Origin of the sequence: Burkholderia sp. SIMBA_062 (assembly GCF_046534765.1) — a bacterium.
Taxonomy (GTDB): Bacteria; Pseudomonadota; Gammaproteobacteria; order Burkholderiales; family Burkholderiaceae; genus Burkholderia; species Burkholderia ambifaria.
Genome location: NZ_JAWRYD010000021.1, coordinates 97,558 through 118,054 on the forward strand (window position 1 = coordinate 97,558; position 20,497 = coordinate 118,054).

The following is a 20,497-nucleotide window of genomic DNA, read 5'->3' on the forward strand; positions in this document are numbered from 1 at the left end:
GCTGCCGCCCGTGGCGTTCGCCGCAAACGTCGGTGTCCGGCGACCTCATTCAGGTTGAAGTTCACGGACATGGACCGCCCGTCGCGTCCGTCCGACACTGGTCGCAGCATGGACGGCAACGGTCAATCGAGATGCGATAAGGCCGCCCCATCGATGGCGCCCTTCGCTCGCGCGCATTTCAATGCACGACAGTAAATCCAAGGAGACGACATGAACCAGATAGACGTGTATTCACTCGCCGGTCGGGCCAGATTCAATGGCTTTCATGCGCTTGTTCTGTTCTGGTGTGTCCTGATGTTGATACTCGACGGCTACGATCTTGCCGTCGTCGGCGCGGCGCTGCCTTCGATCATGAAGGACATGCGCATTGACGCGACCAGCGCCGGCATCATGGCCGGCTCGACGCTGTTTGGCGTCATGCTAGGGGCCATTTTCCTCGGCACGCTGGCTGACCGTTTCGGACGACCAACGATGATGTGCGTTTGCGTGGCCCTGTTCAGTCTGTTCACCGCGGCCGCCGGGTTCACGAGCGACCCCGTCAGCTTCAGCATCACGCGCTTCATCGCCGGCCTGGGCATCGGCGGCGTCTTGCCGATCGTCACCGCGCAGATGGCGGAGTTTTCGCCCAATGCGTTGCGAACCAGATTGGTCACGCTGGTGTTCGCGGGATATTCGATTGGCGGGATCCTGGTGGCGCTGACCGCGAAGCAGCTTATCGGCAGCTACGGCTGGCAATCGGTCTTTTTTGCCGCGGGCCTCCCTGTGCTGCTGATCCCGTTCATCATCAAGACGATGCCCCATTCGATGGTCTTCCTGCTCAAACGCGGCCGGCACGACAAACTGCGCGCGGTGATGATGCGGTTGGTTCCCGACTATCCGTTGAGCGCTCAAGAGCAGTTTGCGGGAGGTTCGTCAGACAAGGCTCAGGACGCCTCGGTGCGACGCCTCTTCCAGGATGGTCGGGGCTTCAGTACCACGATGATCTGGGTCGCGTTCATGACGGGCCTCTTCATGGTGTACGCGCTCAGTTCGTGGTTGACCAAGCTGATGGCCATGGCCGGATATAGCCTGGGCTCGGCCTTGAACTTCGTGATTGTCTTCAACGTGGGCGCCATCGTCGGTGCGATCTTCGGTGGCTGGCTCAGCGACAAGGCCAACATCAAGCGGGTGCTGATTGCGTTCTACGTCGTCGGGGCGGTTGCGCTGTCACTGATGGGCTACACGAAGTCGACCGTATCGTTGTTTGTCGTCGTATTCGTGGTCGGCGCATCGACGCTCGGTACGCAATTGCTTGCGTACGCTTATGCGGGTGACTTCTATCCGCATGCGATCCGGTCCACGGGTGTCGGCTTTGCTTCCGGCGTGGGCCGGATCGGCGCGATCGTGGCTCCGGTGCTCATTGGTTGGCTCGTGTCCTTGAAGCTGCCGCTCGAACAGAATTTCATGGCGATCGGTCTGGCTGGCCTCATCGGCGCGGCGGCGGTGACGCTGATCAACCAGACACGTGCCGACTCGCATCGCTCGAACAGTGCGCCTGTTGTCGCGGTTCAGGGCAGCGCGGGCCGCTGACGCTTCGGCCATGGCAACGCCATCGCCGACATGCTTGCGAACAATACGGCTCGTATGAGCTCACCCTCAACAAACACCACATGGCTCAGTGCAAAGCACCTTTCAATGCCGGCATCGAAATGGACCGTCTATCTCCTCCTCCGTTGAACTCGTTCGACGACGTGGCCCGAGCCGTCGATTGGGCGCTCGTCACACGGCGCAGCGTCCGTGCTTTCCTGCCCACGCCGGTTCCTCGTGAGCAAATCGAGGCCATCCTCGACGTGGCTCGCTTCAGCGCAACGGGCGTCAACATCCAGCCTTGGCATGTGCATGTCGTGACAGGCGCGACGAAGTCCCGCCTGTCTGCCGCCATCAACGAGATCAATGACGATCCTGGCCGCAGCGCCGACCTGGACGAGCCCTACGATTACTACCCGCGCGAATGGATCGCACCCTATCTGGATCGCCGGCGCGCGGTTGGCTGGAACCTGTATGGATTGCTGGGCATCGAGAAGGGCGACAAGGAGCGGATGCACGTCCAGCACGGTCGCAACTACAACTTCTTCGACGCACCCGTGGGCCTGTTCTTCACGGTTGACCGGGTCATGCGTGAAGGCAGCCTGCTCGACACGGGGATGTTCCTGCAAAGCGTCATGATCGCCGCGCGGGCGCGGGGCCTCGACACCTGCCCGCAGGCGGCTTTCAACAAGTTCCACCGCGTCATCGCCAACGAATTGGCCATTCCCGACAACCAGATGTTGGTGTGCGGAATGAGCCTGGGTTATGCGGATCACGGCTGCATCGAGAACACGCTGGTAACGGAGCGCAGTCCGGTACGCGATTTCACTACTTTTTATAATGAATGAATGGAGACAACGTCATGAGTGCAACGGCCTATTCTCGAGGTCTTGAGAAGAACGCGGCAAACCACGTTCCATTGACGCCCCTGACCTTTCTCGATCGAACCGCCGACGTCTTTCCGAATCGAACCGCGATCATTCATGGCCACTTCCGGCAGACATGGGCGAAAACGCGCGAGCGTTGCTATCGCTTCGCGTCGGCGCTCGTTCGGTTGGGGATCGAGCCGGGCGACACGGTGTCGATCATCGCGCCGAACACCCCGGCCATGCTCGAGGCCCACTTCGGCGTCCCGCTCTCGGGCGCCGTTCTCAATGCCATCAATTGCCGCCTCGATGCCGACGGCATCGCATTCATTCTGCGCCATGGAGAATGCAAGCTCCTGCTCGTGGATCGCGAACTGGCGCCTCTGGTCGCGAAAGCGTTGCAGTCGGTGCCCCATCCGCCGCGCGTGATCGATATCAACGATCACGAGGCACCCGACGGTCCGGCCATCGGGGAAACCGATTATGAGTCGCTGCTGGCGAGCGGCGACCCGGAATTTGCAGGCCGCCGCCCGGCCGACGAATGGACGCCGATCGCGTTGAACTACACCTCGGGCACCACTGGAGATCCGAAGGGCGTCGTTCCGAGCCACCGTGGCACCTATGTGATGAGCCTGTTGCAAATGACGAACTGGCCGCTCCCGCGCGCGCCGATCTACCTGTGGACGCTTCCCATGTTCCACGCGAACGGCTGGTGCTTCACATGGGCGATTACCGCAGCGGCGGGAACGCATGTGTGTTTGCGCAAGGTGAATGCCGCGAATATTCTCTCCGCGATCGCCGAACACGGCGTCGATCATTTTTGTGCGGCACCGATTGTCCTCGCCGGTATCGCGAGCGTGCCCCCGTCGGAACTGCAGCCGTTGCCTCGTCGAGTGCGGGTCCTGACCGCCGGATCGCCGGCACCGGCAGCCGTGCTGGAGGCCGTCGGCGCGATGGGTTTCGACGTCGATCACGTCTATGGCATTACCGAGATCGCCGGTACGCCGATCAGCTGCGCATGGCACGACGAGTGGGATACGTTGCCGCCGGAGCAGCAAGGGAGATTGAAAGCGCGACAAGGTGTACGCGCGGCGGCGTTCGAGAACATGACGATCGCCGATCTCGCGACGCTCGAACCGGTCCCTGCCGATAGCGCGTCTTGTGGCGAAGTTCTGGTCCGGGGGAATACGGTCATGATGGGGTACTTCAAGAATGCCGACGCAACGGCAAAAGCTTTCGCCGGCGGCTGGTTCCATACCGGCGATCTTGCGGTCGTTCATCCCGACGGCTATATCCAGATCACGGACCGCTCCAAGGACGTCATCATCTCGGGTGGAGAAAACATTTCGTCCGTGGAGGTGGAGGAGGTCATTTATCGCATGTCCGGCGTGCTCAATGCGGCCGTGGTCGCTCAGCCGGATGACAAATGGGGCGAGACGCCTTGTGCGTTCATCGAACTGAAACCGGATGCCTCTCACATCACCGAGCAGGACGTCATCCTGTTCTGCCGCGAGCGACTGGCGCATTTCAAATGCCCGCGTCGTGTGATTTTCGGCGAATTGCCCAAGACCGCTACGGGCAAGATCCAGAAGTTCCGTCTCCGGGAGCAAGCGGGCAGCCAGGCGGCGATCACGAGGTTGGCGGGATAGCGCTGTTGGTCCGCCGGGCGCCCCCATGTCGGCGCCCGATTGTTGTCGTCCGGACAACATCATGTGCGCACACGCGGTGCTACTGGCATCCGTCGCCCTTTCCTACAATCGCTCACACGCTCGATCGACATGCGAGCGAAGCGAAGTGCGCGACATTCACGGTCGTGCGCGCGAACCGCGCTGCGCAGTGCGGCTTACCCCACATGATTCACAGGACGATTGACCATGAACAAATCAATCCGCAACGTACAGCCGGTTACGACCTGCCTCGGCAGCGAAGATGCGGGCGAACTCGTTTCTTCCCGCTACGCGGTGCGCATCGGCGACGTCGATGTCGTGCTGGTCAGCGACGGCGTTCTGCCGCTGCCGACCTCCACCATGTCCACCAACGTAAGCGAAGCGGACCGCAACGAATGGTTCGACGGCCGTTTCCTGCAACGCGACATGTTCGACTGGGCGCTGAATATCGCGCTCGTGCGCAGCGGCGAGCGCCTGATCCTGATCGACTCGGGCGTGGGCGACGGTTTCGAATACTTCACGCGCGCCGGGCGATCGGTCATGCGTCTGGAATCGGCCGGCATCGACCTCGCTGCGATCACCGATATCGTGATCACCCACATGCACATGGATCACGTGGGCGGGCTGAACACCGACGGCGTCAAAGCCCGGCTGAGCCCGGACGTGCGCATTCACGTATCGGCCGCGGAAGTCGCGTTCTGGAAGAATCCGGATTTCAGCAAGACGGTGATGCCGGAAACCGTTCCGCCCGCGCTGCGCAAGGCGGCCGCGAAGTTCGTCGAACTCTACGGCGAAAACATCGTGCAGTTCGACCGGACCGTGGACGTCGCGGCGGGCGTGTCGGCGCGCGTGACGGGAGGGCACACGCCTGGACACTGCGTGGTGGACATCGCGTCGAAGGGTGAAAAGCTGACGTTCGTCGGCGACGCGGTCTTCGAAGTCAACTTCGACAATCCCGACTGGCAAAACGGCTTCGAACACGACCCCGAAGCAGCGGTCGACGTGCGTATCGCTCTATTCAACGAAGCCGCCGAAACCGGTGCGCTGCTGGCCGCGGCGCATGTCGCGTTCCCGTCCATCGGGCATGTTGCAAGGAACGGCGAAGGTTTCCGCTTCGTTCCCGTTACGTGGGACTACTGAGTGATGCTCGGCTGACGACGGACGACGTTTTCCGAACCGGCACCCATCAATGGAAAGACGCCGCCGCGCTTCCGTGCGGCGGCGTCATCTCGCGCACCAACGCGCACATCAGCACCGCATGACACTCACGCGACGGTAGAAATATTCCGTTGCGCGACCTCGTCCATGGCGTCCTTCACGATACCGGCGATCTCGTCCGCTTCCTCGCGCGCCATCACTCACGAGCGGCGGCCCAAAGCCGAGCATGTCCCCATGCGGCAGCGCGCGAGCGATCACGCCGCGCTGCAGCGCCGCGGCCGACACCTGCGCGCCGATCGCGTCGTGCCAACGCGCCGATACCTCGGTCCGTCCCATCTCGATGTCTCCGTACCCGCGCACGGATCGGCTCGCCGCCAGCGGCGATCCCGATCGCCACAGTCGGGCCGGTATAGTCTGTGTCGATCCGCCGAGAATTCACCAGCTTACAGCTCGACCAGCCGCGTGCCTGCTGCCTGAATTGCTCGTTACAGGCTGGCGCCGCGGCGTGCGGCAATGACTCCGAGGTGACAAAACCGATAGTTTGCTATCGAATGTTATTGCCTCTATCATCTCGCCCATGACCAATCTGCACGACCTTCGCCTCGCCGTCAGCAGCCTGCTGGTGCTCACCGCGCGCAAGTGGCGCCGCGCGAGCGACGCCGTGCTGACCGCGTACAACGTGTCCGAAGCCTGCGCGACCCCGCTGCTGATCGCCGGCCGCCTCGGTGAAGGCGTGCGCCAGGGCACGCTCGCCGAGCACGTCGGCATCGAGGGGCCGTCGCTCGTGCGCCTGCTCGACCAGCTGTGCGCGGCCGGGCTGGCACGCCGCGACGAGGATCCGCACGACCGCCGCGCGAAGACGATTTCGCTGACGGCCGCCGGCCGCGCGATCACCGCGAAGATGGAAGAAGACCTTCGCGTGCTGCGCGCGCAGGTGCTCAAGGGCGTCACGCGCGCCGATCTCGAAGCGACGCTGCGCGTCCTGAACGCATTCGGCGCGGCCGATGCGCAGCACCCGGCGTCGCGTCCGTCCCACCCTGCCGATTCCGCGTCATGACCTATCCGAGCCTTCGCGACTGGCTGTTCTCGGGCAAGACGTTCGCCGCGTCGATGCTGGCGCTGTACCTCGGCCTGTATTTCCAGTTGCCGCGTCCGTACTGGGCAATGGCGAGCGTCTACATCGTGTCGAATCCGTTCGTCGGCGCGACGCGCTCGAAGGCGCTGTATCGCGCGCTCGGCACCGCGCTCGGCGCGGCCGCCGCGATCCTGTTCGTGCCGCCGTTCGTCGAGACGCCGCTCCTGTTCAGCATCATCGTCGCGACGTGGTGCGGCACGCTGCTCTACCTCGCGATCTCCGACCGCACCGCGCGCAGCTACGTGTTCATGCTCGCCGGCTACACGATGCCGCTGGTCGCGCTGCCTACCGTGACCGATCCGTCGACGGTCTTCGACGTCGCGATCGCGCGCACCGAGGAAATCGTGCTCGGCATCGTGTGCGCGAGCGTGGTCGGCAGCGCCGTGTTTCCGAACCGGCTTGCGCCGACGCTGATCGATCGCACCGACGCGTGGTTCAAGGACGCCGCGTTCTACGGCCGCGAGACGCTGTCCGGGCACCTCGCCGGCAAGGCGCTGTCCGCGTGCCGGCAGCGCCTCGCCGCGACCATCACCGGCCTCGAATTCCTGCTGAGCCAGCTGAGCTACGACCACGCGCACCCACACGTACTCGCCCGCATGCAGGCGCTCGCCGGCCGGATGCAGCTGTTCCTGCCGCTGATGTCGTCGCTCGCCGATCCGCTGATCGCGCTGATGCGCGACCTTCACGTGCGCCCTCCCGCGCTCGACGCGCTGCTCGCCGACGCCGCGAAGTGGTTCGACGCGCCGCTGCCGGCCTTGAAGGCCGGCACCGACGGCGCGATGGCCGACGACCCGGTCGCGGACAACCTGCGCGCGCGCATCGCGGCGCTGCAGCCGCCCGACAGCGCGCTGACGAGCTGGGACGGCGCGCTGCTGTCGAACGCGCTGTGGCGGTTGCGCCAGGTCATCGACATCTGGCAGGACTGCCGCTCGCTGCGCGCGCTGATCGCGAACGAGTCGGGTGTCTGGCGGCCGCGATATCGGCACTGGCGGCTCGGTGGCACCGAGCGCTTCTTCGATCGCGGGATGATGCTGTTCTCGACGCTGACCGTGGCCGGCGCGATCGTGTTCGCGTGCTGGCTGTGGATCCAGTCCGGTTGGCACGACGGCGCCGGCGCCGTCACGCTGGTCGCCGTCGCGTGCAGCTTCTTCGCGGCGCTCGACGAGCCCGCGCCGCTGGTGTTCAAGTTCTTCCTGGCCACCACCGCGAGCGTCGTGTTCGCGGGCCTGTACCTGTTCGCCGTGCTGCCGCACGTGCACGACTTCGCGATGCTCGTGCTGATGTTCGCCGGCCCGTTCATCCTGATCGGCACGCTGTTGCCGCGCCCGCAGTTCAACATGGTGACGATGCTCGTCGCGGTGAACACCGCGACCTTCATCAGCATCCAGAGCGCGTACGACGCCGACTTCTTCGTGTTCCTGAACAGCAATCTCGCGGGCGTCGCGGGGCTGCTGTTCGCGTACGTGTGGACGCGGGCGACGCGGCCGTTCGGCGCGGAACTCGCGGTGCGGCGACTGCTGCGCTCGGGGTGGGAGGACGTCGCGCGCTCCGCGTCGACGCAGCCGCTCGACGACCAGCGCAACCATGCGTCGCGCATGCTCGACCGCGTCACGCAACTGCTGCCGCGCCTCGGCGCGTCCGACGACCACCGCCATCCGTCGATCGAGAGCTTCCGCGACCTGCGCATCGCGCTGAACGCGCTCGACCTGCGCCGCTCGCGCCGCAAGCTGTCGGGCGACGTGCCCGGCGCGATCGACCGCGTGCTGGCCGGCGTCACCGATCACTACACGCGCTGCGCGGCCGCGAACGCGCGCCAGCCCGCGCCACCGGCGCTGCTCGCGTCGATCGACGATGCGTTGCAGCGCGTGGCCGGCCGCAACCTGCCGGGCGCGCCGGCGGCAGCGGCGGACGGCGGCACGACGCCCGCGTCCCCCGCCACGCCCGCGACGCACCGCCGGCTGCGCGATACGCTGCATGCGCTCGTCGGCCTGCGGCTGTCGCTGTACCCGGCCGCGTCCGCGCAGCCGCCGCAAGCGGCGCCGGACGGAGCAAGCGCATGATCCCGCTTTCCAACCTGTCTTTCCGACCGCGACCATGATCGGCGAAATCGACATCTTCGGCGTATTCGTGCCGGCTCCGCTCGTGCTGATGCTGATCGCCTACCTGATCAACATCGTCGTGCGCGCGCTGCTCGAGCGCGTCGGCTTTTACCGCCTCGTCTGGCACCGTTCGATCTTCGACCTCGGCATCTACGTGTTCGTGTTTGCCGCGGTCGTCATCGTGTCTCACCATCTCGTGGCTAGCTAACCGTGAAAAAAACCTGGCTCTCGGCAGGGCAGATCCTGCTCACCCTGATCGTCGTCGTCGTGGCCGCCCTCGTGCTGTGGCGGATCATCAACTACTACATGTTCTCGCCGTGGACACGCGACGGGCACGTGCGCGCCGACGTGATCCAGGTCGCGCCCGACGTGGCGGGGCTCATCACCGCGGTGCAAGTCGCCGACAACCAGGAGGTCAAGCGCGGCCAGGTGCTGTTCGTGATCGACCAGGCGCGCTACGCGCTCGCGGAACGGCTGGCCGAAGCGACGCTCGCGCAGCGCCGCGCGACGCTCGCCCAGGCAAAGCGCGAGTACGCGCGCAACCTGCAGCTCGGCAACCTGGTCGCCAGCGAACAGGTCGAGGAAAGCCGCACGCGCGTCGAGCAGGGCGAAGCCGCCGTCGCCGATGCGCAGGTGTCGCTCGACACCGCGAAGCTGAACCTGCAGCGCACGACGATCGTAAGCCCCGTCGACGGCTACCTGAACGACCGTGCGCCGCGCGTTGGCGAATACGTGCCGGCCGGCCGCGCCGTGCTGTCGGTCGTCGACCGTAATTCGTTCCGCGTCGACGGCTACTTCGAGGAAACCAAGCTGCGCGGCATCCACATCGGCCAGCCGGTCGACATCGTCGTGATGGGCGAGCCGCATCCGCTGCGCGGCCACGTGCAGAGCATCGTCGCCGCGATCGAGGATCGCGACCGCACGCAGGGTGCGAACCTGCTGCCGAACGTCAACCCGGCATTCAGCTGGGTGCGGCTCGCGCAGCGCGTGCCGGTGCGCGTCGTGATCGACGAGGTGCCCGACGACTTCCGGATGATCGCCGGCCGCACCGCGACCGTCGCGGTGCGCACCGACACGCGCCGCGACGGCAAGACGAAACCGGCTGCCGGCGCTTCCGCCGCAGCCGTGCCGCCCGCTTCGTCGCCCGCGGCATCCGCACCCGCGGCCGCGAGCGCGACGGGAGCATCGCGATGAAGCGGCACGGCCTGCGCCTCGCGGCGGCACTCGCGCCGCTCGCGCTCGCACTCGGCGCGTGCAAGTCCGTCGGCCCCGATTACAAGCTGCCGCAGCAGGCGTACGTGAATGCGCCGCTCGCGAACCATGCGCTCGACGACGCGAACGGCGCGCTCGTATCGCGCAACGCCGTGCCCGGCAACTGGTGGCAACTGTACGACGATCCCGTGCTTGACGCGCTCGTGCGTAGCGCGCTGAAATCGAACACCGATCTGCGCGTCGCCGCGGCCAGCCTCGCGCGTTCGCGCGCGGCGCTGGAAGTCGCGAACGAACAGGGCGGCTTTTCCGGCAGCGCGGAAGCAGCCGTGCAGCGCGCGCAGGAATCGGCCGAGCAGTATCTGCTTGAAAACAAGCTGCCGGTCGTCAACGAAGGCACGGTCGGCATCAGCGTGTCGTATGAACTCGATCTGTTCGGCAAGTTGCGGCGCGGCGTCGAGGCCGCGCGCGCGGACAGCGAAGCCGTGCAGGCGGCCGCCGACCTGGCGCGCATCACGGTCGTCGCGGACGTCGTGCGTGCCTACGTCGAATCATGCTCCGCCGGCGACGAGCTCGCGATCGCGAAGCAGTCGCTCGCGCTGCAGCAGCAGCGCGTGAAGCTCTCGCAGCGGCTGCGCGATGCGGGGCGCGGCAACCAGACCGACGTGACGCGCGGTGTCACGCAGGTACGCACGCTGTCCGCCGACATCCCGCGTTTCGAAGGTCGACGCAAGATCGCGCAATACCAGCTCGCCGCGCTGCTCGCGCGCTCGCCGGCCGACTTGCCGAAGGCGGTTGCCGAATGCGAGCGCCTGCCGAGGCTGCGCCAGCCGATTCCGATCGGCGACGGCGCCGCGCTGCTGCGCCGCCGCCCCGACGTTCGCGAAGCCGAGCGCCAGCTCGCCGCCGCGACCGCACGGATCGGCGTCGCGACCGCCGCGCTGTATCCGTCGATCAGCATCGGCGCGTCGGCCGGCTCGGTCGGCGTCGCCGCCGACCTGTTCTCGTCCACCACGAATCGCTGGTCGTTCGGACCACTGATCAGCTGGTCGTTCCCGGTCAATGGCCAGCGCGCACGGGTGCGCGAAGCCGAAGCCGCGACCGGCGGCGCACTCGCGCACTTCGACGGCGTCGTGCTGAACGCGCTGCGCGAAACGCAATCGAGTCTCGCGACCTACGCGGCCGACGTGCAGCGCACCGATGCGCTGCGCACGGCCTACGAATCGGCGCGCAATTCCGCTGACGAAACGCACCGGCTCTACACGGCCGGCCGCGAATCGTTCATCTCCGATCTCGATGCGACGCGCACGCTCACGAGTGTGCGCGCGCAGGTCGCCGCGGCCGAAGGGCAAGTCGCCGCCGACCAGGTGAAGCTGTTCCTCGCGCTCGGCGGCGGATGGGAAGGCGACGCGGCGCCCGCTGTGTCGCAGCAGACGTCGGCGGCCGGTGCGCCGGCTGCTGCGTCGGCCCCGACCAGGTAATCGCGTGCGGCGCGGGATAGCATGCGCGACACGCGTGCGTCCCGCATCACCCCGTGCGCGGTCTCGCAAGTCCGGTATGTCGATGCCGACGGCGCGCGTCACCGGCGTTGCCGGTAAACTCGTCCGCGGTTTCCATCATTCGCTCACCGCCCGCCGGGCAGCCCATGTTTCGGAGGATCATCATGCGTAGCAGTGCCCGTAATCAATTCGCCGGCCAGATCGCCGCCGTCAAGCCCGGTGCCGTCAACGACGAAATCACGCTGCGTACCCAGGACGGCCTCGACATCGTCGCCGTGATCACGCACGGCAGCACCGCATCGCTCGGTCTCGCGGCCGGCACGAAGGCGTTCGCGCTCGTCAAGGCATCGTCGGTGATCGTGATGGTCGACGTAGACAGCAGCAAGGTGTCGGGCCGCAATTGCATCGCGGGCACCGTGTCGTCGATCGCGAAGGGCACGGTCAATTCGGAAGTCGTGATCCGGGCCGTGGGCGGCGCGGAAATCGTCGCGATCGTCACCAACGACAGCGTCGATCGTCTCGGCCTCGCGAGCGGCAAGGCTGCGTCGGCGATCTTCAAGGCGTCGAGCGTGATCGTCGGGGTCGAGTGATGGACTGATCGATTGATCGATTGATCGACTGACCGATTGCGATGGCCCCGTCGTTCGCCGCACCTGCAAGCGGCGCGCAACGCTCGACCGGCGTGCGGGCGCCCACGATGACGTCCGCGCTCGGGCACGCGCATCGGCGCGTATTGCAATCGCTGCTGTCCGCGGCGGCCGATGCCGCGTCCCCGGATGCACGTCTGTTCGGCGCACTGGTTGCGGCACGCGCATGCCGCAACGAACTCGCGCTGCTCGATTTCCCCGCGCTCGCCGCGCGCAATATCGCGCAGCAGCGCTGGAAGAAATTTCTCGCGCTGGAAATGGCTGCATCGCTCGGCCTGACGCGCGGGCCCACGCCCGGATGCCCGCGCTACGAGGATTTCGGATCCTGCTGTCCCCTGCAACGATAGTCACGACGACGCCCTGCGTGGGTTGCCGATACGCAGCGTTTGATCAATCATGCGCGACATCCATCCGTGCGCTGTCCCGCGCGCTCGGTCGATCCCAACGCCCACCGGAGGACCAACCTTGACCGACTTGGCGACTCCCAATCTGCCGTCGCGCGATTTCGAAGCCACATCGCTGTTCTATGCGAATCTCGGCTTCGTCGAAACCTGGCGCGACGACACCTGGATGATCCTGAGGCGCGGCGACCTGCTGCTGGAATTCTTTCCGCATCCCGACCTCGATCCGGCCACGAGCTGGTTCAGCTGTTGTTTCCGGCTCGCCGACGTCGGCGCGTTTTTCGATGAGGTGCTCGCGGCCGGCATTCCGGAGCAGACGACCGGCTGGCCGCGTGCGCATCGGCCGAAACGCGAGCCATGGGGCGGTACCCGCGGCGCGCTGATCGACCTGGACGGTTCATTGATTCGGCTGATTCAGACGGGCGACTGAATCGTTGAGTGTCGAAGGGGCGCGGCGGGCACGAACCGACACCCCATAAACGGTTACCTTGCGATACACGTGGCGCGCGGCGCGGGTCTTTGTCCGTGGGCCGCGCGGTCAGTGTCGATGGCGGTGGTGAATGTCCGGGAAATGCGCGTGACTGTGCGTGATCGGCAGATGCACGTGCGGATGCGTGTGCGGTTCATCGCCATCGTACGGAAAGTCGTGCGTGTGCTGATGATGTTCGTCATGCCGATGCCGGTGCGTATGCGCGAGCCGCTCGTGTGCATGTTCGTGTTCGTGCCGTTCGCGCACATGCAGCCAGATGCCGAGCGCCATCAACGCGGCCGCGATCCAGAACGTGACGGACGGCAGTGCCGGCCAGATCAGCAGCGACAGCACGACGCCGAACAGCGGCGCCACGGAAAAATACGCACCCGTGCGCGCACTGCCGAGATGACGCAGCGCGACGACGAACAACACGAGACTGATCCCGTAGCCGCCGAGGCCGGTCAGCATCGCGGCGGCCGTGGCCGGAACGGCGGGCAGCGTCGCGCCGGCCGCGAGCGCGATGCCGATATTCACGGGCCCGGCGACCAGCCCTTTCACGCATGCGATGACCATCGCATCGTTCGCGGCGACCTTGCGGGTCAGGTTGTTGTCGATCGCCCAGCACAGGCACGCGGCGGCGATCAGCAGCGCACCGACCGGCACGCCCGCGCGCCCCGGCATCCGCGACAGCAGCGTGCCGCCGGCGACGATGGCGACCATGCCGAGAAACACCTGGAGATCCACGTTCTCGCGAAACACGGCCCACGCGATGACGGCCGTCAGTACACCTTCGAGATTGAGCAGCAGCGCACTCGTCGCGGCCGGCGTGCTCGACAGCCCGAACATCAGCAGCGCTGGGCCCGCGACGCCGCCGGCCGCGATCGCGCCGGCAAGCCACGGCAGGTCCGCGCGTTGCAACGACGCGGTATTCCCGGCCGGCGCGCGGTGGCTGCGCAGCCCGCGAAGCAGGATCCCGATGGCGAGGCCGATCCCGCTGCCGAGATAGAACAGGCCCGCGACCATGAACGGCGACATCGCGCCGAGCAGCGCCTTGGCGAGCGGCGTCGCGGCGCCGAACAGCGCGGCGGCGATGAGCGCGACGAGAATCGCGGAATGTCTCGGGTTCATGGGGCGGTCTTTGCGTAAAGCGTTGTGCGTATGGAGTCGGCAAGCTTCATGAGATGCCGTGGCGCGTACGGTTTGCCGGTGCCGTTCAATTTCGGAGATTGCCGGATAGATCGCGTCGGCTTTCCGGCACCTGTCGCGTCATGCGTGGTCGGCAATGTGTATCGGCCCGGCATTCCCGGTTGCTGAGATTATCGGCTTTTGTGTCGCGGGTCGCCAACCGATGGGCTGACGGCCGCCGCAGTGGTCGCGCGTCCGGATATCACGCGTCGGTCGCGCGACCATCATGGCATTTCGTGCCCGGCAACGGCTGACGCGTGACATATAGGCGTGAGTGCGAATCGGGGCGCCTCAACTGCGCTCTGTCTACTTTAGGAAAACGAACTATTGTGGTACGACGTAAGCTGTTTCGTGATGCACACCGTCCTTGTTTCGATATCCGGCCGCCATGCCCGTTCAACACGAACAATGCATTGCGCAAGCTGCGTTCGCCGACGCGCTTTCATCGCCGGTTCGATTGGCAGTTCGATGCTGATGGGTTGAGGGCTGGCTGACTGGCGGTGTCGCCAGCGGAGGCAGTCCCGACCTGCCCCGAGCGGGGTCAGGCCGGTCTGTCACGTGATGCGCTGCACGCGCGGTGCAGGCGGGCCGTCACCGCGCGATCGCGCGGCGACGCATTGCGCGTTACTCGCTCGCGGCCGTTTGCTGCTCGGCCTGCGGTGCTGCGTCTGCCGGTGCTTCCGCAGTCGCCGGCTGCGGCGCGGCGGCGGCGGCCTGCGCTTCCGTCTTCGGCTGCTGCGGTGCGCCCTTTGCCGCTTGGGCGCCGCCCTTGTTGCCCGGACGGCGCGACTTCAGCCTGCGCGCACGCGCCGCGTCGTCGTGCGTCACGCGCCCGGCTTCGTTACCTTGCAGATCGACCCGCACCGCGTCTTCGACGAGGCACGACCAGTAACGATTGCCGCGGCACCACGTGGACATCGCCTCGCGCAGTTCGGCTTCAGTCAGGCCGACGGCCTGCGCCTCGCGGGCGAGGTCGTCCCAGATGCCGACCTTCAGCGGCACCTTCGGTGCCGGATTCTTCGGGAACGCGCGCGGGAACCGGCGCTGCAGTTTGCCGATCGCGACGATGACCGGATCGACCGGGGTCGACGGCTTCGCCGAAGCGGGCTTGGCACCGGACGGCGCTTTAGCCCCGGCACCCGATTTGGCCCCACGAGCGGGCCGGTCGCCGGACTTCGGCTTCGCGCCGGCGTCCGGTTGCGCAGCCGGTCGCTTCGCGTTGCGCTCCTGCTTGGCCTTGGCTGCGAGCTGCGCCCGCAATTCGGCAAGTTGTTCAAAACCCATAAATTCAATCCACCAGGAATATAAGGTGTAGTTCGTGCTGCCATTCCGCACATCGGCGTTTTGCCGCATTGCCAGCGGCTTGTCTGCCACCGATGCGGAACATGCGGGGCCGCATCGCCACAACCGCTGTTTTCAGGCACCCGGCCACGATGCCGGACAAAAGGCAGGAGTGGAAGTATACCGGTACGCGCGGCAGTCGGCTGACTCACCGGTTCGCATTTGACGGATCCGAGAGGCGCGCAATGCGGCCGTGCGGTCGCATTGCGCATTATCGCGGCGTTTGCGACCGGTAGCGAGACACGCGTTACGTAGTGCCGCTTTCGGTACTTTCGGTTTTGGTTCGCGGCTCACGCATCGCGTCGATCATTCCACACTACGGAATGTCGAAAGGTGGCACGGACGTCCAAATATGCCGTCGCCGGCGGATTCACGCGGTTCGAAGACCGGGCTTTCGCGTACGATCCGCGCGGCGTGGCGGCGTTCGCGCCGATCGCTCCCGGTATTCAATTAGTTGCGTACGCATCGATCGCCGATCGTACGGCGGCACCGGAAAGTGCGTAGTATGGCCGGATCGACATCGTCGGCGGCCTGTGGTGGTTTCGCTACGCACCGATCAGCCAACGACATCGTTGTCGAATGCAAAGAGACCGGTTGTACGAAACGGAGCGGTTACATGGATCCCCGACACGACGTCCCGCACGACGGCATTACGCGCGAAGAGATTCACCATCGGCAGATCGATATGCGCGGCTATCGCCGCAGCGACGGCCTGTTCGAAGTCACGGCTTGTCTTGCGGATCGCAAGACGCGCGATTTCACCCCGCCGGGCGGCACGCGCACGGTCGCGGCACAGGCCCCGATTCACGACCTCGGCGTGACGCTGGTGTTCGACGTCGACATGATCGTGCGCGCGGTATCCACGTTCATTAGGTCGCATCCTTATGCGCAGTGTCCTGGCGGCGGCGACACGCTGCAGGCGCTCGTCGGGCTGCGCATCGGCGCCGGCTGGAACAGCGAGGTGCGCAAACGCCTGCCGTCCTGCGACACGTGCACCCATCTGAAGGAAATTCTCGGTCCGGTCGCGACCGCGGCCTATCAGACGATGGTCGGCGTGCGGCCGTCCTCGCTGAATTATCGCGACGACAACGGAAAGCCGCTCAAGATCGACAGCTGCTATGCGTATGGCGCTTCGCGCGATCTCGTGAAGAGCCTGTGGCCCGAATACCATCAACCGACCGTATCGACGCAGGGTGACTAGGGCATCGATACTCGACGGTGAACGGTGATGCGAGTCGCAGCCGCCGTGTCCCGCGAAAAGTGCGCGTCGCTTGAACTCGGGGCAATTGGAGACAGCACGGCAGGCGTCGCGCTGCGGTCCTTGCCTGCGGCTGCGGCACCGCTTCAATCCGGTTGATCGCCGATGATCAGAACACGCCGAGCGCGAGCCCCGCAGCAAGACCCGCGCCGATCTCCGCGCAGCGCGCGAGATCCTCGGCGTCGATCGTCTTCGGCGCGAGGATCCGCTCCGGCGTCTGCGCATGGGTGCAGACGATGAGCCCCGGCGCCACATTCCTGAGCCGCCATCCGGTCGCGATCCGGTCGATCTGGCGCAGCGCGTTCTGTCCGTCACTGCCCGCGCAGATCATCGCCGCATACGGGCGACCGTTCACGCGATCGAGCGCCGCGTAGTAGCAGCGATCGAAGAAATCCTTCATCAGCCCGGACATCGCGGCGAGATTTTCCGGCGTCGCGAACAAATAGGCGTCGGCGGCGAGCACGTCGTCCGCGCTCGTCGCATCCGCACGCTGCAACCTCACGTCGACACCGGGCTGCGCGCGCGCGGCACCCGCGGCCGCTTCGGCCATCTGCTGCGTGCCGCCGGTCATCGTGTGATAGACGATCAACAGCGTCTTCATCGGTGTTCGCTCGTGTTGGGTTTCATATGCGTCGGCCACGCGCGTCGGTACGGCTCAAGCGGGCGACCTCGGCGTGTATGCCCGGTCCTGTACTCGCCCATGGTCGCATGGGGCTTTCTTCCAGGCGGCGGATGGAGCGCGCATAGAGTCAATCGACGCGCCTATTGCGCTTGGCGCGTCGCATGACGCGCGTTCAGCTCTGCGCTGCACCTGACGCACCGCCGTGATCCGGACGCGCGTAGTACGCAAGAAACATGTCGGCGGCCGCTTCCGCGACCTTCTGCTGTTCCCGCGCGCCCAGCGGCGGCTGGCCCATCGTCACCTGCGGCCAGAACGCGAACGCTTTCACGAGCCCGTGCAGCTGATGTGCGGCGAATACGGGATCGTTCATCGCCAGCCGGCCAGCCGCCGCGGCCGCACGAATCCATACCGTCACATCCTCTTCACGCTCGCCCATGCGTTCGACCATGTCGCGCGCGCGTTCCGGCGAGTGAATGGCCGCGCCGATCGCGACGCGAGCGAGCGCGAGAAACGCTTCGTCGTTCAACAACCGCAATTTGCGCTCCAGCAGTGCGAGCAATTGATCACGCAGCGGCACGTCGGCGCAGTAGGCCGGCGCGCCGGCAGTCAGCGTCGCGTCCCACAGCTGGTGCAGGATCGCTGCGAACAATGCTTCCTTGCCGGGAAAGTGGTTGTAGACGGTGCGCTTCGACACGTCCGCGCGGGCGGCGATGCGATCCATGCTGGTCGCATCGTAGCCGGCTGCGCGAAATTCCTCGATCGCCGCGGCCAGAATTGCCGCGCGCTTTCGATCCGTCATGCGCTGGGGGGAAGTGCTCGTATCCATGCAAAAATTTTACACCGCTGAGTTTACTTTTCCCAAGGATAAACTACACTGCTCAGTGTACTTTTACTTCCGGACGAATCGACATGGCTTCACCGCTCGTTTTTCTTCATCGCGTACTGGGTTTCGCTGCCGCCAGACGTGGCCGCACGGTGTCCGGCGAGTCGCCGCAGCACAACGGCGAACGCTTCAGTAATGTCGCGCCGCGCCCCATCGAAGGCTTCGGCAAAACGCTCGGCATTGCATGGAACATGCTGGTCAACAAGCCACGCAACACGGTTCCGACCGGTGCACTGCCGATCGATTCGCTGACTCGCGAGCAACTCGACGCGGCGCCTGACCGAAGCCTGTATCGGCTCGGGCATTCGACGCTGCTGTTGAAGCTGCGCGGTGAGTTCTGGCTGACCGATCCGGTATTTGCCGAACGTGCATCGCCGTTTCGGCGCGTCGGCCCCAAACGCTTCCATGCGCCGCCGATTGCGCTCGAGGATCTCCCGCCGTTGCGCGGCGTGATCCTGTCGCACGATCACTACGATCACCTCGATCGTGACACGGTGCTCGCGCTTGCGGCCACGACTGGCGTGTTCGTCACGACGCTTGGTGTCGGTGACCGCCTGATCGAATGGGGTATCGACGCGACGAAGGTGCGCCAGCTCGACTGGTGGCAAACCATCGACGTCGACGGTCTGTCGCTGACTGCAACACCGGCGCAGCACTTCTCCGGGCGTAGCCTGTTTGACGGCAACAGCACGCTGTGGGCGTCCTGGGTCATCGTCGCCGACGATCTGCGCGTATTCTTCAGCGGCGACACTGGTTACTTCGACGGTTTCCGGACAATCGGCGAACGGCTTGGACCCTTCGATGTGACTCTGATCGAGACCGGAGCGTATGACCCGCAATGGCCGTACGTGCACATGCAGCCGGAAGAAACCGTGCAGGCGCACATCGACCTGCGCGGACGCACGCTGATACCGATTCACAATGGCACGTTCGATCTGGCGATGCATCGTTGGCAGGAGCCGTTCGAGCGCGTCACAGCGTTGGCAATGGTGCGTGGCGTCGAGCTGTCGACGCCCAGGATCGGTGAGCGACTCGATCTGAATGAGCCGCATCGCGGTGAGCGGTGGTGGCGAACCGTCGATGACGCAGAACAGGCACCGGCAGCGAAGCCGCGCCGGTGGCAGCTATGCGCATCGCAGACGGCGAAGTAGGTTTGCTGGCCGCGACGCTGCTGGACGGGAGCGTTGCGCTGCGGCGGTGGTTTTTCGTTACGGTGTGATGCTTGGCTGTGGGCTGTTCATCGGGTGTCGATGATGATGGTCGGCCGGCCGGAAAAGCAGACGTTCGGCGTCGGCCGAGATCTATTCGGTCGGCCGACGATGTCGATACGCTTCGTCTCCCTGATGCAGAGCCTGTAGATTCCGGATTCGCCTGCGCCGCGATGGGCATGACGATCATCTCGGGCTGTCTACGGAATCGCGTTTCGCTCAACGCCTTCTGGGGGCGAGCCACGCGCTTTGGCTTCCCCCGCCATCCCATCAGTTCGCGATTCTGCATGCTCGTTGTCACGTGACAACTGGCGATCAAGAGGAAACTCCATCGACTGAATTCCCCGTCCACTTGTTCCGCGTGCCGCATCAGGTCGCCGGTATGTCGATCGGACTGCACGCCATTGCGATACGTACCGATTACGACAAAACACGTAATTTTTGATACGATTTTTCGCCAACCTTCGTTGTTCGCAGCCATTCTCCTGAGCGAAACACATGCCCCCCATTTTGCCTGGAGAACGCGTGCATTTTGCGTGAAACAACATGAAGAAAGTGGCACAACCCGTTGCGTGACAAGGGTTTACGAAGACACCGTATTCTTCAGAAATGTTTCACGACCCCGCGGATACACGCCGCCTCACCTCGCCGGACATATGAATTCACCTTCCAAAAGAGGAATCGTCACAGTAGGCCCGCGTGACATGATGCCGATGTCTCCCCCCATGGAATAACTTGCCGATACAACAAGCTCGGTATCTCTACCCTCCCTGCCCGAGGGTCTTTGCCTCGGGGACCCCGAACTGTCTAATTTATTGGGGTCGCATCACTAATCTGAGGAATCCTCATGGGGTACCTGCGTTGGGTGAGACCCCACGCTGTTCACGGACGCCAAGAGAAAGTGCGGGTCACCCCGACTAGCTGAGTGGAATATAGACGCATACGTCCCCGCTCGCTAGCGCGCCGCGTACCGCGCCCCTATCACGCTAGTCATTCCAGGATAAACCGGCAGCGGTTGTCACGTGACAACCGCTCAATTGATATCGCGCGCGGATCAGCGAGCGGCACACTCACCGCGACCGCCTCGTATTTCCCGCGGATTCCTTCACGCTAGCGATCTCTCCGGTGGCTGAACCGCGGCACAAGGCCTCCTCCACAGCCAGTCGGGAGGTTGTCACGTAACAATCCGCCACCGTCGCGCAGTCGCAGTCGCAGTCGCAGTCGCAGTCGCAGTCGCAGTCGCAGTCGCAGTCGCAGTCGCAGTCGCAGTCGCAGTCGCAG

Annotated in this window: 18 protein-coding genes and 1 pseudogene; 14 read left to right on the plus strand and 5 right to left on the minus strand. The window is 65.2% G+C overall.

Features of this window, described 5'->3' with window-relative positions:
- The first annotated feature begins 210 nt into the window (after positions 1-210).
- From SB786_RS22905 to SB786_RS22920, 4 genes are all read left to right on the plus strand, one after another.
- Positions 211-1,569, plus strand: coding sequence for an MFS transporter (locus tag SB786_RS22905; RefSeq protein ID WP_410729475.1), 1,359 nt, complete (start codon positions 211-213; stop codon positions 1,567-1,569).
- An 80-nt stretch (positions 1,570-1,649) separates the two neighbouring features.
- Positions 1,650-2,414 (plus strand): nitroreductase, encoded by a 765-nt coding sequence (locus tag SB786_RS22910; protein ID WP_410729476.1) that lies wholly within the window; start codon positions 1,650-1,652, stop codon positions 2,412-2,414.
- A 14-nt stretch (positions 2,415-2,428) separates the two neighbouring features.
- Positions 2,429-4,081: an AMP-binding protein gene (locus SB786_RS22915; protein WP_410729477.1), complete on the plus strand. Its 1,653-nt coding sequence runs from the start codon at positions 2,429-2,431 to the stop codon at positions 4,079-4,081.
- 225 nt (positions 4,082-4,306) lie between these two features.
- Positions 4,307-5,239, plus strand: coding sequence for an MBL fold metallo-hydrolase (locus SB786_RS22920; RefSeq protein WP_410729478.1), 933 nt, complete (start codon positions 4,307-4,309; stop codon positions 5,237-5,239).
- A 125-nt stretch (positions 5,240-5,364) separates the two neighbouring features.
- Here SB786_RS22920 and SB786_RS22925 read toward each other — a convergent pair.
- Positions 5,365-5,554: pseudogene (locus SB786_RS22925) on the minus strand (aspartate aminotransferase family protein); the annotation flags it as partial.
- 280 nt (positions 5,555-5,834) lie between these two features.
- Between SB786_RS22925 and SB786_RS22930 the strand changes: the two are divergent.
- The 8 genes from SB786_RS22930 to SB786_RS22965 all read left to right on the plus strand — a co-directional run bounded on the left by SB786_RS22930 (position 5,835) and on the right by SB786_RS22965 (position 12,677).
- Positions 5,835-6,314 carry a MarR family winged helix-turn-helix transcriptional regulator gene (locus SB786_RS22930; RefSeq protein WP_410729479.1) on the plus strand — a complete coding sequence of 160 codons (480 nt, stop codon included), beginning with the start codon at positions 5,835-5,837 and terminating at the stop codon, positions 6,312-6,314.
- Entirely contained in the window at positions 6,311-8,452 is a 2,142-nt protein-coding gene (locus SB786_RS22935; RefSeq protein ID WP_410729480.1) for an FUSC family protein, read from the plus strand. Before SB786_RS22930 ends, SB786_RS22935 begins: the two co-directional genes overlap by 4 nt.
- 34 nt (positions 8,453-8,486) lie before the next feature.
- The gene (locus SB786_RS22940) at positions 8,487-8,699 is read left to right on the plus strand and encodes a DUF1656 domain-containing protein (protein ID WP_006755496.1); all 213 of its coding nucleotides are present in this window, start codon (positions 8,487-8,489) and stop codon (positions 8,697-8,699) included.
- 2 nt (positions 8,700-8,701) lie between these two features.
- The gene (locus SB786_RS22945; protein WP_410729481.1) at positions 8,702-9,685 is read left to right on the plus strand and encodes an efflux RND transporter periplasmic adaptor subunit; all 984 of its coding nucleotides are present in this window, start codon (positions 8,702-8,704) and stop codon (positions 9,683-9,685) included.
- Positions 9,682-11,181 carry an efflux transporter outer membrane subunit gene (locus SB786_RS22950; RefSeq protein ID WP_410729482.1) on the plus strand — a complete coding sequence of 500 codons (1,500 nt, stop codon included), beginning with the start codon at positions 9,682-9,684 and terminating at the stop codon, positions 11,179-11,181. The genes SB786_RS22945 and SB786_RS22950 overlap by 4 nt, the downstream gene beginning before the upstream one ends.
- A 182-nt stretch (positions 11,182-11,363) precedes the next feature.
- Positions 11,364-11,789 (plus strand): TOBE domain-containing protein, encoded by a 426-nt coding sequence (locus tag SB786_RS22955; protein ID WP_410729483.1) that lies wholly within the window; start codon positions 11,364-11,366, stop codon positions 11,787-11,789.
- A gap of 107 nt (positions 11,790-11,896) precedes the next feature.
- Positions 11,897-12,193, plus strand: a complete 297-nt coding sequence (locus SB786_RS22960; protein ID WP_410729494.1) for a nitrogen fixation protein NifQ — start codon at positions 11,897-11,899, stop codon at positions 12,191-12,193.
- Positions 12,194-12,311: 118 nt separating this feature from the next.
- A complete protein-coding gene (locus tag SB786_RS22965; RefSeq protein WP_410729495.1) occupies positions 12,312-12,677 on the plus strand; it encodes a bleomycin resistance protein in 366 nt (121 codons plus the stop codon).
- Positions 12,678-12,785: 108 nt separating this feature from the next.
- Here SB786_RS22965 and SB786_RS22970 read toward each other — a convergent pair whose 3' ends face one another.
- Both SB786_RS22970 and SB786_RS22975 read right to left on the minus strand, forming a co-directional pair.
- Positions 12,786-13,847 carry a DMT family transporter gene (locus SB786_RS22970; RefSeq protein ID WP_410729485.1) on the minus strand — a complete coding sequence of 354 codons (1,062 nt, stop codon included), beginning with the start codon at positions 13,845-13,847 and terminating at the stop codon, positions 12,786-12,788.
- A 681-nt stretch (positions 13,848-14,528) separates the two neighbouring features.
- Positions 14,529-15,188, minus strand: coding sequence for a ProQ/FINO family protein (locus SB786_RS22975; RefSeq protein ID WP_410729496.1), 660 nt, complete (start codon positions 15,186-15,188; stop codon positions 14,529-14,531).
- A gap of 673 nt (positions 15,189-15,861) precedes the next feature.
- Between SB786_RS22975 and SB786_RS22980 the strand changes: the two genes are divergently transcribed.
- A complete protein-coding gene (locus SB786_RS22980; RefSeq protein ID WP_410729486.1) occupies positions 15,862-16,446 on the plus strand; it encodes a DUF2889 domain-containing protein in 585 nt (194 codons plus the stop codon).
- A 166-nt stretch (positions 16,447-16,612) separates the two neighbouring features.
- On the opposite strand, the gene SB786_RS22985 is transcribed toward SB786_RS22980, so the two are convergent.
- Positions 16,613-17,104, minus strand: a complete 492-nt coding sequence (locus SB786_RS22985; protein ID WP_410729487.1) for a flavodoxin family protein — start codon at positions 17,102-17,104, stop codon at positions 16,613-16,615.
- 193 nt (positions 17,105-17,297) lie between these two features.
- Complete coding sequence (locus SB786_RS22990; RefSeq protein ID WP_410729488.1) at positions 17,298-17,951, minus strand: TetR/AcrR family transcriptional regulator; 654 nt, start codon at positions 17,949-17,951, stop codon at positions 17,298-17,300.
- Between the two features lie 83 nt (positions 17,952-18,034).
- Between SB786_RS22990 and SB786_RS22995 the strand changes: the two genes are divergently transcribed.
- Complete coding sequence (locus SB786_RS22995; RefSeq protein WP_410729489.1) at positions 18,035-19,159, plus strand: MBL fold metallo-hydrolase; 1,125 nt, start codon at positions 18,035-18,037, stop codon at positions 19,157-19,159.
- Positions 19,160-20,497: the final 1,338 nt, after the last annotated feature.